At 70.3% G+C, this 15,871-nt stretch carries 12 protein-coding genes and 1 pseudogene; 7 read left to right on the top strand and 6 right to left on the bottom strand.

The features are described from left to right. The first annotated feature begins 15 nt into the window (after positions 1 to 15). Complete coding sequence (gene mutM, locus AB0472_RS30785) at positions 16 to 876, top strand: bifunctional DNA-formamidopyrimidine glycosylase/DNA-(apurinic or apyrimidinic site) lyase (RefSeq protein ID WP_366361165.1); 861 nt, start codon at positions 16 to 18, stop codon at positions 874 to 876. On the opposite strand, the gene AB0472_RS30780 is transcribed toward mutM, so the two are convergent. Both AB0472_RS30780 and AB0472_RS30775 read right to left on the bottom strand, forming a co-directional pair. Then, a complete protein-coding gene (locus AB0472_RS30780) occupies positions 849 to 1,250 on the bottom strand; it encodes a helix-turn-helix domain-containing protein (protein ID WP_366361164.1) in 402 nt (133 codons plus the stop codon). The two genes, mutM and AB0472_RS30780, sit on opposite strands and share 28 nt — an antisense overlap. 124 nt (positions 1,251 to 1,374) lie before the next feature. Next, positions 1,375 to 1,779, bottom strand: coding sequence for a hypothetical protein (locus AB0472_RS30775; protein ID WP_366361162.1), 405 nt, complete (start codon positions 1,777 to 1,779; stop codon positions 1,375 to 1,377). Positions 1,780 to 2,261: 482 nt separating this feature from the next. Between AB0472_RS30775 and AB0472_RS30770 the strand changes: the two genes are divergently transcribed. Next, positions 2,262 to 3,215: a hypothetical protein gene (locus AB0472_RS30770; protein ID WP_366361160.1), complete on the top strand. Its 954-nt coding sequence runs from the start codon at positions 2,262 to 2,264 to the stop codon at positions 3,213 to 3,215. A 203-nt stretch (positions 3,216 to 3,418) separates the two neighbouring features. Here AB0472_RS30770 and AB0472_RS30765 read toward each other — a convergent pair whose 3' ends face one another. Next, the gene (locus AB0472_RS30765) at positions 3,419 to 3,856 is read right to left on the bottom strand and encodes a hypothetical protein (RefSeq protein ID WP_366361158.1); all 438 of its coding nucleotides are present in this window, start codon (positions 3,854 to 3,856) and stop codon (positions 3,419 to 3,421) included. Positions 3,857 to 4,234: 378 nt separating this feature from the next. Between AB0472_RS30765 and AB0472_RS30760 the strand changes: the two are divergent. After that, positions 4,235 to 4,929: pseudogene (locus tag AB0472_RS30760) on the top strand (site-specific integrase); the annotation flags it as partial. 20 nt (positions 4,930 to 4,949) lie between these two features. Here AB0472_RS30760 and AB0472_RS30755 read toward each other — a convergent pair. After that, positions 4,950 to 6,098: a CAP domain-containing protein gene (locus AB0472_RS30755; protein ID WP_366361156.1), complete on the bottom strand. Its 1,149-nt coding sequence runs from the start codon at positions 6,096 to 6,098 to the stop codon at positions 4,950 to 4,952. A gap of 187 nt (positions 6,099 to 6,285) precedes the next feature. Between AB0472_RS30755 and AB0472_RS30750 the strand changes: the two genes are divergently transcribed. The 4 genes from AB0472_RS30750 (at position 6,286) to AB0472_RS30735 (ending at position 12,831) form a co-directional block, all read left to right on the top strand. Beyond that, entirely contained in the window at positions 6,286 to 6,567 is a 282-nt protein-coding gene (locus AB0472_RS30750) for an acylphosphatase (RefSeq protein ID WP_366361154.1), read from the top strand. A gap of 382 nt (positions 6,568 to 6,949) precedes the next feature. Beyond that, positions 6,950 to 7,153, top strand: coding sequence for a hypothetical protein (locus tag AB0472_RS30745; protein ID WP_093498859.1), 204 nt, complete (start codon positions 6,950 to 6,952; stop codon positions 7,151 to 7,153). 249 nt (positions 7,154 to 7,402) lie between these two features. Next, a complete protein-coding gene (locus AB0472_RS30740) occupies positions 7,403 to 11,116 on the top strand; it encodes an AAA family ATPase (protein ID WP_366361152.1) in 3,714 nt (1,237 codons plus the stop codon). A gap of 296 nt (positions 11,117 to 11,412) precedes the next feature. Then, on the top strand, positions 11,413 to 12,831 hold the full coding sequence (locus AB0472_RS30735; protein WP_366361150.1) for a sugar porter family MFS transporter: 1,419 nt from the start codon (positions 11,413 to 11,415) through the stop codon (positions 12,829 to 12,831). A gap of 436 nt (positions 12,832 to 13,267) precedes the next feature. On the opposite strand, the gene AB0472_RS30730 is transcribed toward AB0472_RS30735, so the two are convergent. Then, positions 13,268 to 14,239, bottom strand: a complete 972-nt coding sequence (locus AB0472_RS30730; protein WP_366361148.1) for an LLM class flavin-dependent oxidoreductase — start codon at positions 14,237 to 14,239, stop codon at positions 13,268 to 13,270. Between the two features lie 61 nt (positions 14,240 to 14,300). Then, the gene (locus tag AB0472_RS30725) at positions 14,301 to 15,773 is read right to left on the bottom strand and encodes a cytosine permease (RefSeq protein WP_366361146.1); all 1,473 of its coding nucleotides are present in this window, start codon (positions 15,771 to 15,773) and stop codon (positions 14,301 to 14,303) included. Between the last annotated feature and the right edge of the window lie 98 nt (positions 15,774 to 15,871).

Genomic DNA, 15,871 nt, shown 5'->3' with positions numbered 1-15,871 from the left:
CGTACAGGAGTCCCGATGCCCGAACTGCCCGAGGTCGAGGTCGTCCGGCGCGGCCTGGAGCGGTGGGTCGCCCATCGCGTCGTGGCCGAGGCCGAGGTGCTGCACCCGCGTGCCGTACGGCGGCACGTCGCCGGGGCCGACGACTTCACGCACCGGCTCAAGGGCCACCGCATCGGCACCCCGAGCCGGCGCGGCAAGTACCTGTGGCTGCCGCTGGAGGACACCAACCAGTCGGTCCTCGCGCACCTCGGCATGAGCGGCCAGCTGCTGGTGCAGCCGCACGAGGCGCCGGACGAGAAACACCTGCGGATCCGCGTCCGGTTCGGCGACGGCCTGGGCACCGAACTCCGGTTCGTCGACCAGCGCACCTTCGGCGGTCTGTCGCTGCACGACAACACGCTCGACGGACTGCCGGAGGTCATCGCGCACATCGCCCGCGACCCTCTCGACCCGCTGTTCGACGACGAGGCGTTCCACCAGGCGCTGCGCCGGAAGCGGTCCACCATCAAGAGGGCTCTGCTCGACCAGTCGCTGATCAGCGGGGTCGGCAACATCTACGCGGACGAGGCCCTGTGGCGGGCCCGCGTCCACTACGAGCGGCCGACGGCCGGCTTCACCCGCCCGCGCACCGCCGAACTCCTCGGCCACGTACGGGACGTGATGAACGCGGCCCTGGCCGTCGGCGGCACCAGCTTCGACAGCCTGTACGTCAGCGTCAACGGCGAGTCCGGCTACTTCGACCGGTCGCTGGACGCCTACGGCCGGGAGGGGCTGCCCTGCCGGCGGTGCGGTACGCCGATGCGCAGGCGGCCCTGGATGAACCGGTCCAGCTACTTCTGCCCGCAGTGTCAGCGGGCGCCGCGCGTCTCGTCGTAGCGCTCGCGGGCGGCCAGCACCTCGCCCATCCGGCCCTCCACGAAGTGCACGACGGCCAGCAGGTGCGCGGCGACATCGCGGCCGAGCGGGGTGAGCTCGTAGTCGACGCGCGGCGGGTTGGTCGGCTGCGCCTCGCGGTGCACCAGGCCGTCGCGCTCCAGTGCCTGGAGCGTCTGGGAGAGCATCTTCTCGCTGACGCCGTCCACACGCCGGCGCAGCTCGTTGAACCGGAACGACCCCTCGTGCAGCGCGCTCAGCGTGAGCCCGCCCCAGCGGCCCATGACGTGCTCGAGGGTCGTACGCGAGGGGCAGTCCCGGGCGAAGACGTCGTACGGAGGCTGCGGCTCCACGACGCCGTCCTGGGTGATGGTCATGCACCCAGCGTACGGGAGCACAGCGCTAACCCGACAGGGTGCGCTAACTGTTGGTTAGTGCGACAGCCCGACCGACAGCCGAAGAAGTCGGCCACGGTTGCCGTCGCACACGGGGCTGCCTCACTCAACCGCACCGTAGGTCGAGCGTCCCACCCTCCCCCAGCGTGCCGGTCTCGATCCTGAGCAGGCGGTCGCCGTCCCGTTCTCCGAACTGGGTGATCTTCCCGTCCACGTAGTCCCTGTCAACGGCTTTCAGGCGCTGCTCGAACGTCCCCACCGTGAGCGGAGTGCTCACCTCCAGGGTCGACATCAGCCAGCAGTAGGCACCGTTGCCTGGACTGGATGTCACATGAGCCGACCCGGCGATGACCCTCGTCCCCTCGATCTGCAACGCATCGCTGCGCATCGACCGCTCATAGGCCGCGGCTTCTCGATCGTGGCGCCCGAATGCAGATATGCCGTAGATCTCGTATATCGCCACCGCGCCGACCAGGGAGGCCATGAGAACGATGGTCACTCGCTTCCGCATGGTCAGACGCTACAGACCGAAGCGGCGACGCGGTATACGCGGTGTTGCCGGATGAGAGGGGAGAGCGTCAGGGCTTCGCGGACGAGGGAGCGACGGGTGACGGCCCGGACCGGTGCAGGAGGGTTCTCAGGTCTCTGGCCTGCGGCTGTCTCAGTAGCCGAAGTGGTGAAGGGCCGGTTCTCTGACCTGTGGTCATGTAGTCGATCATCGCTGCGACCTGCGACTTAGCCGTCGGTGGTTGTCGGCGTTGGTCGTCGTTAGGTACCCCCCGGACGGCCCCATGACGGCCCGAGCGGATGCGTGCTCACGCCAATGGAAGCCTGTTGATGGGGATCTTTGGAATCGGCCAAAGGTGCTCGTCACCTCATTCGGTACGACCTTGTACGGAGTGGAGATCTTCAGCGAGCGTGACGTTCCCTGCTGGGCAGGGTCGCGCGCGGGCTAGGGTCGGCGCGTTAGGACCACCAGCAGCAGGAGCCGCCATGCCGCCAGGGAACGCGCAGCAGGACACAGCCGAGGAGCAGTCGACCGGGCCCCGGCCGCTGGCTCCGCTTCCCTGCGATGTCGAGGCCGTCTTTCCGGAGTTGATCGGTACGGCGCGCGATGTCACCCTCCTCTACCCCCGGGCCGGGCAGCCGGGACCGGGTGACAGTTCTATCGGCGGGCTGCTGCTATGGCCGGCTGACGAGCCCTGGCCGATGTGCGCCGAACCAGGGCACTACAAGCCGCTCGACCCGCCCGTGAGGCCGGAGCCGGTCGCGATGGTCCCGGTAGTCCAGCTGTACGCACGGGATGTGCCCGGCCTCGTCTTCCCCGCCGGCACCGACCTGTTGCAGATCCTGTGGTGCCCGCTCGTTCATGAGGACGACCAGTACGCTGCCAACCCGCGGCTCCATTGGCGCAACGCGGCGCTGACGGCCGCCGGCGGCATGGCCGGGGAGCCGCCTCGCCCGCATACCGCGGACGAGGACTACCTGCCTCGCCCGTGCACCGTTTCCCCCACTCCGGCCGTGGAGTACCCGAACTGGGACCTGCCCGAGGGACTCAGCGAGTTGCTTGTTCAGCGGTTCGAGGCCCTGAAGGAGGAAAAGGGCTACGACTACTTCGAAGTTGCCACCACGCAACAGAGCAAGGTCGGAGGCTACCCGGGGTGGACTCAGCCGCCCGACTGGCCCGATTGCACAGGCTGCGGCACCCGCATGGAACACCTGCTCAGCGTCACCGCGACGGAGCCGGGCATGGGCCGGTGGCTCCCTCTGAATGACTGGGCCTACAGCAAGGATGAGACCGCGACTCCGTGCTGGATGGCTGAGGCCGATCCCGTCGCCCTCGACGCGTTCGGTCACGACATGGCCCTGGGCGACCTCGGCGGCATGTACTTCTTCGTCTGTCGTGACTGCCCCGACACCCCCTACACCCACCGCTACGACTGCTGAGGCCCGCACGGTCGAATCGCGCGCCCGCGATGCAGCCGGCCACCCGGGGGCCTCTCCCTTGGCGGCTGGCTGCAGGGTGCAGCTTTGTCTGGGGAATCGAGCCGAGCAACTCTGGAGCCACCCCGAGCACCTGGTGAGGGGATTCAGATATCGCCATCACTGTTGGTGCCTATGCCGAGGTGGGTGACATGGCTCATGGCGGGCTAGTACTTGTGGGCGAAGACCATCGCCGCTGCGCCCAGTAGTGTTGCGCCTCCTGCGAGGAGGGGGACAAGTACTCGCTCGATGCTGTTCCACCAGCCGGTACCCGGCAGGGCGCGGTAGTCGCGCCATAGCCGCTCTGCCACTGGGAATCCGATCACCAGAGCGAGCGCCGACAGCGATATCCAGACCAGTACGGCAGCCCACAGGGTTCCTCCGTAAGCCACGGCGAGTAGTGCCGAAGCCTCACCTAGAGTCCCAATCGCCAGACCGGCGGCCGTGACTCGCAGCATTCTCCTGTGGCGCACTTGAACCGCCGGGTCACTCGAAGCAGCCTGGCCAACCGGGCCTAAGAACAGTGCTTGTTCAACAATCACCACGACCAGCAGAGCTGGGATGACCTGTGAGATCACGCTGAAGAAGTCCTCCGGCGGCACCATGGTGGGACAATAGCCTCAACCCTGAACGTATAAAGCGAGTTTGGGGAAGTGACGGGCGGAGAGCGGGAAGCGGCGAGAGGTTGGCTCCGAGACTTTGAGCCGGAGCTGCCATGGGGCGAGTGATCATGGCCCTGTAGGCTTCCGGCGCGTCGGGCAGTCTGTGGACCTGCCCGGTAAAGCACGACGTCAGGGCCATGATCTTCGAGGCTCGCCCCATGGTGGCTGCCTGAAGTCTCGGAGTCGACCGGCCCCCGTCGGCGCTTTGAGCGGTACCCGACTCGTGGGCCCTAGTTCGCTGCGGCCCCAGGGGTCGGCCCCCTGCGCCGAAGGCGTGTGGGGGGCCGGGCCCCAGGGGCCAGCCCGCGCCTCGCGCGGGCACTTGAGCCGCGCAAGGTGAAGCCCTGGTCTGCCGAACAGCTGATGGCGGTCCGCGCGCAGCTCCCGGAGCCTACGCCGCTCTCGTCAACCTTGCCGCTGGCTGTGGGTTGAGGCAGGGGGAGACCTTCGGCTTGGCCGTGGAAGACGTGGACTTCGCCAACGGAACGGTCCACGTGGTGCGACAAGTCACGCTGTTGAGGACGCACAGGCCGGTCTTCGCGCCGCCGAAGGGCGGCAAAGAGCGGGACGTGCCGCTGCCTGCCTCTGTTGCTCGCGCGCTGGCCGAGCACCTGAAGCATTGCCCGGCCGTGCGGGTCACCCTGCCGTGGAAGAACCTCGACGGCCCGCCCGTGACGGCGTCGCTGTTCTTCACCGGTCCCGCGGGACTGTCGCTCGACAGCAACTGCTTCAACGATCGAGTCTGGCGGCCGGCGCTTCGGGCCGCTGGGGTCGCGACGGGGCGCGACAACGGAATGCACGCGCTACGGCACTTCTACGCGTCGGTGCTCCTGGACGCGGGGGAGAGCATCGAGGCACTCAGCGAGTACCTCGGTCATCACGACCCCGGGTTCACGCTGCGGACGTACACCCACCTGATGCCGTCGAGCGGAGATCGCACCCGGGCCGCCGCGGACCGTGTCTTCCCAGAAGAACCCTCGGCTGACTGCCCGGAGACGGCCCCGGACGGCTCTTAGGTCTGTGACCTGCGGTTATCTCAGTAGCCGAAGTCCTGCGTCCACCAGGGGCCGCCCTCGCCGAAGTGGACGCCGACCCCGAGGGTCTTGAAGTCGCAGTTCAGGATGTTGGCGCGGTGGCCCTCGCTGTTCATCCAGGCGTCCATGACGGCCTGGGCGGTGGCCTGGCCCCGGGCTATGTTCTCGCCGCCGAGGTTGGATATCCCGGCCGCCGCGGCCCGGTCCCACGGCGTCTTGCCGTCCGGGTCGGTGTGGTCGAAGAAGTTCCGCGCGGCCATGTCGTCGCTGAACCCCTCGGCCAGCTTGGTCAGCGACGAGCTCGCGGACAGCGCGCTGCAGCCGACCTTGGCCCGCTCCTCGTTCACCAGTTTCAGCACCTCGGCCTCGACGACCGCCTCCTCGGAGGAGGTGACCGGCGCGGCGGTCTTCACCGGCGCCATGGTCGCCGTCCTGCTCGGGGTGACCGTCGCCTTCTTGGACGGCGTCGCGGTGGCCGTCGGCTTCTCGGTCGCCGTCTTCGTCGGGGTGGGGGAGTCGGAGTCGGAGGCCGAGGCCGAGGCGGACTGCGAGGCGGACTGCGAGGGGGACGTCGACGCGGACTGTGAGGCGGAGCGCCGGCTGTCGCGGCTGGTCGAGGAGCCGGTGCCGCGGCTCTCGGCGCTGCCGGAGGTGCCGCCCTGCTCGGCGGCCGTGTTGCTGGGCACGCCGTCGGCCTGCACCCGCTCGCCGCCGGTCGTGCTGCTGCGACCACCGAGCTTGTAGTTCTCCAGACCGGGCACCAGGCCGGTGGCCACCGCGACGGTGCCGATGGCGACCGCGGCGGAGACCCCGAGCAGGCCGGTGGCCACGGGCCGCCCCGGCTTCTTGCGGCGCCGGTGCCCGCCGCCCGAGGAGCCGCGGGAGGCGGTGAACTCCTCGACCGGGAACTCGGTGGTGTTCATGAAGCGGGCGTAGTCGTCCTCGGATGCGAACAGGTAGGCCGAGCTGCGCGCGTTGGTGTCGGCGTACTCCTCATCGCGCAGGTAGGCCGCCGTGCCCGTGCCGTAGCGGAGGGCCGCGTACGAGTCCTGCGGGTCGTGGCCGCCCGGGAACGAGCCGTCGTGCTCCGTGACCCCCGTGGCGTGGCCCGTGGCGGCGCGGCCGGCGGCGTGGCGTCGGTGGCGTCCCATGTCCTTGCCCTCTTCCCTCGTCCTCACGGTCGGGTCGACCAGGGCCGCTGAGGCCCATGACTCCTTCTGGTCAACCAGGCTCACCCGATCGAGTGAGTTTCATATGAGATTCGTTGGGTGGGGACGGTACCGCATGCCGCCGAACGAGGGAGTACCCCGAGTGACATTGGCCGGTTAGGTTGCACCCATGAGCGAGGAAGTGCGACTGGTCGCCTGGGTCCGTGGACGGGTACAGGGCGTGGGATTCCGCTGGTTCACGCGGGCCAAGGCGCTGGAGATCGGGGGCCTGAGTGGTTTTGCTCTCAATTTGGGGGACGGCCGCGTCCAGGTGGTGGCGGAGGGTTCCCGGGTGGGCTGCGAAGGGCTGCTCGACTGGCTCCAGGGCAGTGACACGCCCGGGCGGGTGGAGGGTGTCACCGAGATCTGGGACACACCCCGAGGCGGCTACGACGGCTTCGCCATCCGCTGAGTCCGCGCTGTGCGGGGCGCGGCCGAAAGCGGAGCGAACTGCCACCGGCATGTGCCCCGAGCGGAAATGGCCTGGTGGTTGCCAAGAACCACGGGTCGTGGCAGGCTCCGGACTTACAGATGATCGCCACGCCCTGAGGGCCCCGCGGGAGTCGCTGCGCCGCCCGGTCAGGGCCGCCCGACCACGGGTTCGCCCGCCAATACGGGGCGTGATCGTGTTGACCGTCAAACTTTTTGGTGAGACGCTGAAAGCCCCGCGCACCTGAGCTGTTTGGCATGGCGCAACAGTCGAGAAACACTCGTATGTGTCAAGCACCGCGGGTGCGAATCCCTCACGACCCACACCGCTTCGGTCGGTCACTCAGTGTGGAGGACCATCCATCATGGCAAAGGCGCTTCTCGGTTACGTCGGCGGCTCCGACCCGCGACTCCTCGCCGAGATGCGACGGCTCCAGCAGCGTGTCCAGGACCTCGAATCCGAGCTCGTGCGGATCCAGGCCGAGAACGACGCGCTGACGGCTGCCGCTTCTCCCGACAGGATCATGGAGAGCATCGACGCAAACCAGGCGGAGCCTGCGCTCACCTGATCGCTGCATCGCTCCACAACAGCACATGCGGCGGTTGGGCAGCCCTTTCAACCGCTTAAGTTGTCAAGATTTGCAAGGGACGCCCCGGCGTCCCTTCTTTCTTGCGTTCCCGCTCCCGCCCCCCGTTCCAGCCCCGCGCATCCTTTCATCTTCTTTAACGTCTGGTGTGCCCTGCATGTTCATGCGCGAAACCGCGAGGTTGCGAGGGGTCGTGGAGTGCGGTAGCGGCGCCGGGTAGAGTCCGACGGCGTGCACCTCAAGGCCCTGACCCTGCGCGGGTTCAAGTCGTTCGCCTCGGCGACCACGCTCCGGTTCGAGCCGGGGATCACGTGCGTCGTCGGTCCGAACGGCTCGGGCAAGTCCAATGTGGTGGACGCGCTCACCTGGGTCATGGGCGAACACAGCGCGAAGTCGCTGCGCGGCGGCAAGATGGAGGACGTCATCTTCGCCGGCACCACCGGGCGTCCCCCGCTGGGCCGCGCCGAGGTGTCCCTGACCATCGACAACTCCGACGGCGCGCTGCCCATCGAGTACGCCGAGGTCACCATCACGCGGATCATGTTCCGCAACGGCGGCAGCGAGTACCAGATCAACGGCGACACCTGCCGCCTCCTGGACATCCAGGAACTCCTCTCCGACTCCGGCATCGGCCGCGAGATGCACGTCATCGTCGGCCAGGGCCAGCTCGACTCCGTCCTGCACGCGGACCCCATGGGCCGCCGCGCCTTCATCGAGGAGGCGGCCGGCGTCCTCAAGCACCGCAAGCGCAAGGAGAAGGCGCTGCGCAAGCTGGACGCGATGCAGGCCAACCTCGCGCGCGTGCAGGACCTGACCGACGAACTCCGCCGCCAGCTCAAGCCCCTCGGCCGCCAGGCCGCGGTCGCCCGCCGGGCCGCTGTCATCCAGGCCGACCTGCGCGACGCCCGACTGCGCCTGCTCGCCGACGACCTCGTCCGCCTCCGCCAGGCACTCCAGACCGAGGTCGCCGACGAGGCCGCCCTCAAGGAACGCAAGGAGGCCGCCGAGCAGGAGCTGAAGAAGGCCCTCCAGCGCGAGGCACTCCTGGAGGACGAGGTACGGCGCCTCACCCCTCGCCTGCAGCGGGCCCAGCAGACCTGGTACGAGCTGTCCCAGCTCGCCGAGCGGGTCCGCGGCACCATCTCGCTCGCCGACGCCCGCGTGAAGAGCGCCACCTCCACGCCCCCCGAGGAACGGCGCGGCCGCGACCCCGAGGACATGGAGCGCGAGGCCCACCGCATCCGTGAGCAGGAGGCCGAGCTGGAGGCCTCCCTGGAGGCGGCCCAGCACGCCCTGGACGACACCGTCGCCCACCGCGCCGAGCTGGAGCGCGCACTGGCCCTCGAGGAACGGCGCCTGAAGGACGTGGCCCGCTCCATCGCCGACCGCCGCGAGAGCCTGGCCCGGCTGAACGGCCAGGTGGGTGCGGCCCGCTCCCGTGCCGCGTCCGCCCAGGCCGAGATCGACCGGCTGGCCGCCGCCCGCGACGAGGCCCAGGAACGGGCGGTCTCGGCGCAGGAGGAGTACGAGGCGCTGAAGGCCGAGGTCGACGGCCTCGACGCGGGCGACGAGGAACTCGCCGAACAGCACGACCAGGCCAAGCACCGGCTCGCCGAGGCGGAGGCGGCCCTGACCGCGGCCCGCGAGGCCGTCACGGCGGCGGAGCGCAGACGTGCCGCGACCCAGGCCCGCCACGAGGCGCTGGCCCTGGGCCTGCGCCGCAAGGACGGCACCGGCATACTGCTCGGCGCCCGCGACCGCCTCACCGGCATCCTGGGCCCGGCGGCGGAACTGCTCACGGTGACCCCGGGCCACGAGGTCGCCCTGGCAGCGGCTTTCGGCACGGCGGCGGACGCGATCGCGGTGACCACCCCCGCCTCGGCGGCCGACGCCATCCGCCTCCTCCGCAAACAGGACGGCGGCCGGGCGGCCCTGCTGCTCGCGGGAACTCCCGAGACCCCCCCGTCTGCATCGCCCCACACGGCAGCGCCCCAAAGGGGCGCGGGGAACGGCGCGAGCAGCCACGACGCACCCGCAGCCGAGGACGCTGCTGCTGGGGCGCCGCCCTATGGGGGCGCGGGGAACGGCGCGAGCACCCCCGACGGCGCCGCACCCGACCACCGACCCCCCACGGCACCCCCGTCAGGGCATGTCGCGGCCGACCTGGTGCGGGGTCCGTCCGACCTGATGCCCGCCGTACGACGCCTTCTCAAGGACATCGTCGTCGTCGAGGACCTCGAAACCGCCGAGGACCTGGTCTACCGCCACCCGCACCTCACCGCCGTCACCACCGAAGGCGACCTCCTCGGCGCCCACTTCGCCCACGGCGGCTCCGCCGGCGCCCCCAGCCTGCTGGAGGTACAGGCCTCCGTGGACGAGGCCGCCGCCGAGCTGGAAGAACTCGCCGTCCGCTGCGAGGAGCTGTCCGACGCCCAGCAGTCGGCCCAGGCGCACCGCAAGGAGTGCGCGGCACTCGTCGACGAGCTGGGCGAGCGGCGCCGCGCCGCCGACCGCGAGAAGTCGGCCGTGGCCCAGCAGCTCGGCCGCCTCGCCGGACAGGCGCGCGGCGCGGCGGGCGAGGCGGAACGGTCCACGGCCGCCGCCGCCCGCGCCCAGGACTCCCTCGACAGGGCACTCGAGGAGGTCGAGATCCTCGCCGAGCGGCTCGCCGTGGCCGAGGAGATGCCCGTCGAGGAGGAGCCCGACACCTCGGCCCGCGACCGCCTCGCCGCCGACGGCGCCAACGCCCGCCAGACCGAGATGGAGGCCCGCCTCCAGGTCCGCACCCACGAGGAGCGGGTCAAGGGGCTCGCCGGCCGCGCCGACTCCCTCGACCGCGCCGCCCGCGCCGAACGCGAGGCACGCGCGCGTGCCGAACAGCGCCGGGCCCGGCTGCGCCACGAGGCCGCGGTCGCCGAGGCCGTCGCCGCCGGTGCGCGGCAGCTGCTCGCGCACGTCGAGGTCTCCGTCGGCCGGGCGGAGCGGGAACGTGCCGCGGCCGAGGCCGCGAAGGCCCGCCGCGAGCAGGAGCTGGCCGCCGCCCGCACCGCCGGCCGCGACCTCAAGGCGGAGCTCGACAAACTCACGGATTCAGTTCACCGGGGCGAGGTACTCGGCGCCGAGAAGCGGCTGCGGATCGAGCAGCTGGAGACCAAGGCGCTGGAGGAGCTCGGTGTCGAACCGGCGGGGCTCGTCGACGAGTACGGTCCGCATCAGCTCGTGCCCCCCTCGCCCCCCGCCGAGGGCGAGGTGCTGCCGGACGACCCCGAGCACCCGCGCAACCAGCCGAAGTCCTTCCACCGGGCCGAGCAGGAGCGCCGCCTCAAGGCGGCCGAGCGGGCCTACCAGCAGCTCGGCAAGGTCAACCCGCTGGCCCTGGAGGAGTTCGCGGCACTCGAGGAACGGCACAAGTTCCTCAGCGAGCAGCTGGAGGACCTGAAGAAGACCCGCGCCGACCTGCTCCAGGTCGTCAAGGAGGTCGACGAGCGCGTCGAGCAGGTCTTCACCGAGGCGTACCGGGACACGGCGAGGGAGTTCGAGGGCGTCTTCAGCCGGCTGTTCCCTGGCGGCGAGGGGCGGCTGATCCTCACCGACCCCGACAACATGCTCACCACGGGCGTGGACGTCGAGGCCCGGCCGCCGGGCAAGAAGGTCAAGCGGCTCTCCCTGCTGTCCGGTGGCGAACGCTCGCTGACCGCGGTCGCGATGCTGGTGTCGATCTTCAAGGCGCGCCCCAGCCCGTTCTACGTCATGGACGAGGTCGAGGCGGCCCTGGACGACACCAACCTGCAGCGGCTGATCCGCATCATGCAGGAGCTCCAGGAGTCGTCCCAGCTCATCGTGATCACGCACCAGAAGCGGACGATGGAGGTCGCCGACGCGCTGTACGGCGTCTCCATGCAGGGTGACGGTGTGTCGAAGGTCATCAGCCAGCGGCTGCGCTGAGGCCGGGGCCTCGCCGCCGGATCCGGGTGCGGCGCCGTTGTGGCTGGTCGCGCACTTCCCCGCGCCTCTTGGGGCGCTATACCTTCGTCTCTTCTTCAAGAGGTGAACACAACTTCGTTGCGTGGTATCTGCAACTTCACACGTCACCCGGTATTGACTTCGAAACTTGAAGGCATAGTCTCTGCAACGTTGCTTTTACCTTCAGGTGTGAGCGGTGTGGAGATGTGTGCCACTTAGACCTGAGAGGGCTCACCCCCACCCCCGGCGGCGTTGCCGGGTGGCCCGAGGAGTTTCTTGTGACCAGCACTGCGCAGGCACCCCAGTCAGGAGCCGGGACGGCTCACCCCGATCACCTCGGGCATGTCATCTTCATCGCGGCGGCGGCCGCGATGGGTGGTTTCCTCTTCGGCTACGACAGTTCCGTCATCAACGGCGCCGTCGAGGCCATCCGCAGCCGTTACGACGTCGGGTCCGCGGCCCTCGCCCAGGTCATCGCCATCGCCCTGATCGGCTGCGCCATCGGTGCCGCGACCGCCGGCCGCATAGCCGACCGGATCGGCCGCATCCGGTGCATGCAGATCGCGGCCGTGCTGTTCACCATCAGCGCCGTCGGTTCCGCGCTGCCGTTCGCGCTGTGGGACCTCGCCTTCTGGCGGATCATCGGCGGCTTCGCCATCGGCATGGCCTCCGTCATCGGCCCCGCCTACATCGCCGAGGTCGCCCCGCCCGCCTACCGCGGCCGTCTCGGCTCCTTCCAGCAGGCCGCGATCGTCGTCGGCATCGCCATCTCGCAGCTGGTCAACTGGGGTCTGCTGAACGCCGCCGGCGGCAACCAGCGCGGCAAGCTGATGGGCCTGGAGGCCTGGCAGGTCATGCTCGGCGTCATGGTGATCCCGGCCGTCCTGTACGGCCTGCTCTCCTTCGCGATCCCCGAGTCCCCGCGCTTCCTGCTCTCCGTCGGCAAGCGTGAGCGTGCCCGCGCGATCCTCGAAGAGGTCGAGGGCGAGAGCGTCGACCTGGACGCCCGGGTCGCCGAGATCGAGCACGCGATGAAGAGCGAGCACAGGTCCACGTTCAAGGACCTGCTCGGCGGCTCCTTCTACTTCAAGCCGATCGTCTGGGTCGGTATCGGCCTGTCGGTCTTCCAGCAGTTCGTCGGCATCAACGTGGCGTTCTACTACTCCTCCACGCTGTGGCAGTCGGTCGGCGTGGACCCGACGGACTCGTTCTTCTACTCCTTCACGACGTCGATCATCAACATCATCGGCACCGTGATCGCGATGATCTTCGTCGACCGCATCGGCCGCAAGCCGCTGGCCCTCATCGGCTCGGTCGGCATGGTCGTCGGTCTGGCGCTGGAGGCCTGGGCGTTCTCGTACCACCTCGTGGACGGCAAGCTGCCGTCCACGCAGGGCTGGACCGCCCTGGTCGCCGCCCACATCTTCGTCCTCTTCTTCGCCCTGTCCTGGGGTGTCGTCGTCTGGGTCTTCCTCGGCGAGATGTTCCCGAACCGGATCCGCGCCGCCGCCCTGGGCGTGGCCGCCGCCGCGCAGTGGATCGCCAACTGGGCCATCACCGCGAGCTTCCCGTCGCTGGCCGACTGGAACCTCTCCGGCACCTACGTGATCTACACGGTCTTCGCGGCCCTCTCCATCCCGTTCGTCCTCAAGTTCGTCAAGGAGACGAAGGGCAAGTCCCTGGAGGAGATGGGCTGAGCCAGCCCCCCGGCTCGGGGAGAAGGGCCAAGTCCCCGCTGCCCCTCTCCTCGTATCCTCCGCCGCCCCGCCCGGTCACTGCCCGGGCGGGGCGGCGGTCCGTCGCGCCGACCGGGAGTTCCGCGGCCGGCCGAGAAGCATCGAGAAACACGGAGCCGCACGGGGCTCCCCGTTTCCAGACCGGCCGCACCGCTTCTCTCCGCCGCGCCGCTTCTCTCCGCCGCGACGGCGGCCAGCCCCGGCGGTGCTGGCCGGCGGTGCCGTTCACGGTGGCAGCGGCGTGTCGTGCGGACAGCTCCGCCGCACCACCTCTCTCGGCCGCACCGCTTCTCTCGGCCGCACCGCTTCTCTCCGCCGCGACGGCGGCCAGCCCCGGCGGTGCTGGCCGGCGGTGTCGGACCCTTCCGCACCCACCCGTCGGCGCGCCTGGCCCCCGCTACGCCGGCAGCGCCGGAAGCACGGCCTCCGCGAACAACCGCAGGCTCCGCCATCCCTCCGCCACCGGCATCCCGCCCGCAAGCGGATGCAGCACCAGGTTGTCCAGTCCCGCCTTCACGCACTCCTGCGGGGTGAGGATCCGGTAGACGCCCTCCGCGCGGAGCTCCGCCACCGTCGTGGCCGCCGACCGCACCGCCGAGTGGATGTCGCCGGACTGCCAGGACGCGTACGTCCTCGCCTCGTGCAGGAAGTGCTCGCCGTAGTCCGCCCACGCCCGGTCCGGGTCCTCGGCGATGTGCAGCAGCGGGGTCTCGGCCGTGGGCATCATCGTCCAGCCCTCCGTGCCGTACTCGGTGAGCCGCTCCTTGTAGTAGGCCTCCAGCTCCGGCAGGTGCGCGCTGGGGAAGAACGGCAGGCCGAGCCGGGCGGCCCTGCGGGCGGCGGCCTTGGAGGAGCCGCCGACCAGGAGCAGGGGGTGGGGGTCGGTGAGCGGGCGGGGCGTGACCCGTACCGTGCGGCCCCGGTACTCGAACTCCTCCCCGGTCCACGCCTTCAGCAGGGTCTCCAGCAGCTCGTCCTGCAGCCGCCCCCGTCGCTTCCAGTCCACGTCGAACAGCGCGTACTCCTCGGGCCGGTAGCCGATCCCGGCCACCGTCACCAGCCGGCCCCCGCTGAGCAGGTCGAGGACCGCGATGTCCTCCGCCAGCCGCAGCGGGTCGTGCAGCGGGCCGATCACCGCCGACACGGTCACCGCGATGGTCCGGGTCGCCCCGAACACCGCGCCCGCGAAGACGAACGGCGACGGCAGCCAGTTGTTGTCGACGCCGTGGTGCTCCTCGGTCTGCACGGTGGTGACCCCGTGCTCGTCGGCGTACGCGGCCATGTCGAGGGCCGCTCGGTACCGGGCGCCCAGCGCGGCCGGGGAGGCGCCGGGCTCGACGAGGTTGAAGCGGACGACCGAGACGGGCATGGGAGTTCCCCTTCACCTTGGCTGGCCGGGCGGGTGTGCGGGGACAGTAGCTGACGGTGCGTCAGACAGCCAGAGGTGTGGGCTCACCGGCCGCCGCCGGTACCACCGCCGGCTTCGGCAGCACCGCGTACAGCAGCCCTGAGACGGCGATCGTCGCGATCCAGCCGAGGCCGTAGCGGCCGACGGGGTTGTTCGCGGCGAGCGGGCCGGTGAACCAGTCGCACGCGGTGAGGAGCAGGCCGGTCGCCAGGCCGAGCGCCCAGGCCGTGACGGCGGCGGGGGAGAAGCCCGCCCGGTACCAGTAGGCGCTGGTGCGCGTGGTGTCGAGGAGGGCCGTGGCGTCGTACTCCCGGCGGCGGAGCATGTCGGCCCCGAAGACCCCCACCCACGCCGCGAACGCCACCGCCAGCAGTGACAGGAAGGCGATGAAGGAGGCCGTGAACGAGGTCGCCGCCAGCATCAGGACGGCCCCGAGGGCCAGCGAGATGACCGCGTTGACGGAGACCGCCCAGTGCCGGGGGATCCGGAGACCCAGCGTCTGCGCGGTGAAGCCCGCCGAGTACATCGACATCGCGTTGATCAGCAGCATCCCGGCCAGCGCGACCAGGAGATAGGGCACCGCCAGCCAGCGGGGCAGGATCTCGCCGAGGAAGGAGACCGGGTCGGCCGTCGTGGCGAGGCCCGGGGAGGCGGAGGCCGTCACCGCGCCCATCAGGACCAGGGGGAGTACGACGATCCCGGCACCGCCGACGGTGTTGCGCACGATCGCCGCCGAGGACGCCGTACCCGGCAGGTACCGCGTGAAGTCCGGCGCGGTCGGCGCCCAGCTCATCCCGCCCGCCGCGATCAGCCCGGCCCCGGTGACCATCGCGGCCGCGGAGCCGGCCGGCTGCCCAAACACCCTGCCCCAGTCCGTCGTCGCGATCAGCCGTCCGAGGACCAGCAGCGAGAAGGCGCCGAACAGCCAGGTCGCCCACCGGTTGCAGTACCGCACCGCCCTGATGCCCATGCCCGAGATCGCGAACGTGGCGATCACGAAGAGGACCAGCGTGACGACGACCAGGACGGTGTTCCGCCTGATCCCGAACAGCACGTCGAGGACGGTCAGCAGGGCGTAGGCGCCGGTCACCGCGTTGATCGTCTCCCAGCCCCAGCGCGCCACCCAGATCACCGCGCCCGGGAGCAGGTTGCCGCGCTGCCCGAAGACCGCCCGGGAGAGCGCCATCCCCGGTGCCCCGCCGCGCCTGCCCGCGATGCCGACGACCCCGACGAGGCCGTACGACACGACCGGCGCCACGATGCCGACCACCAGGGACTGCCAGAAGTTCAGCCCGAACGACACCGCCAGGCTCGCGCCCACGGTCACCAGCAGGACGGTGATGTTGGCGGCGATCCAGGTGGGGAGCAGACCACGGGGTGTGCCGGTGCGCTCGGAGTCCGGCACCGGCTCGATGCCCCGGGTTTCGAGGCCGTGGTGCTCCAGCGACTCTTCGAGATGTTCGAGCGCGCCAGCGTGGTGGGCGGTGGTGCTCATAGGCAGTCATCGTACGTTAGACCGACTAATACCCTCAAAAGGGATATCCGGCTTCGGAGGATCGTCCGGAAACTCCCGCGCGAGGGAGCAAAGTCGGC

The organism is Streptomyces sp. NPDC086777, assembly GCF_040702065.1.
In the GTDB taxonomy this organism is placed as follows: domain Bacteria; phylum Actinomycetota; class Actinomycetes; order Streptomycetales; family Streptomycetaceae; genus Streptomyces.
Note: the sequence above shows the minus strand (reverse complement) of the source record. Positions and strands in the feature narration are given on the sequence as shown.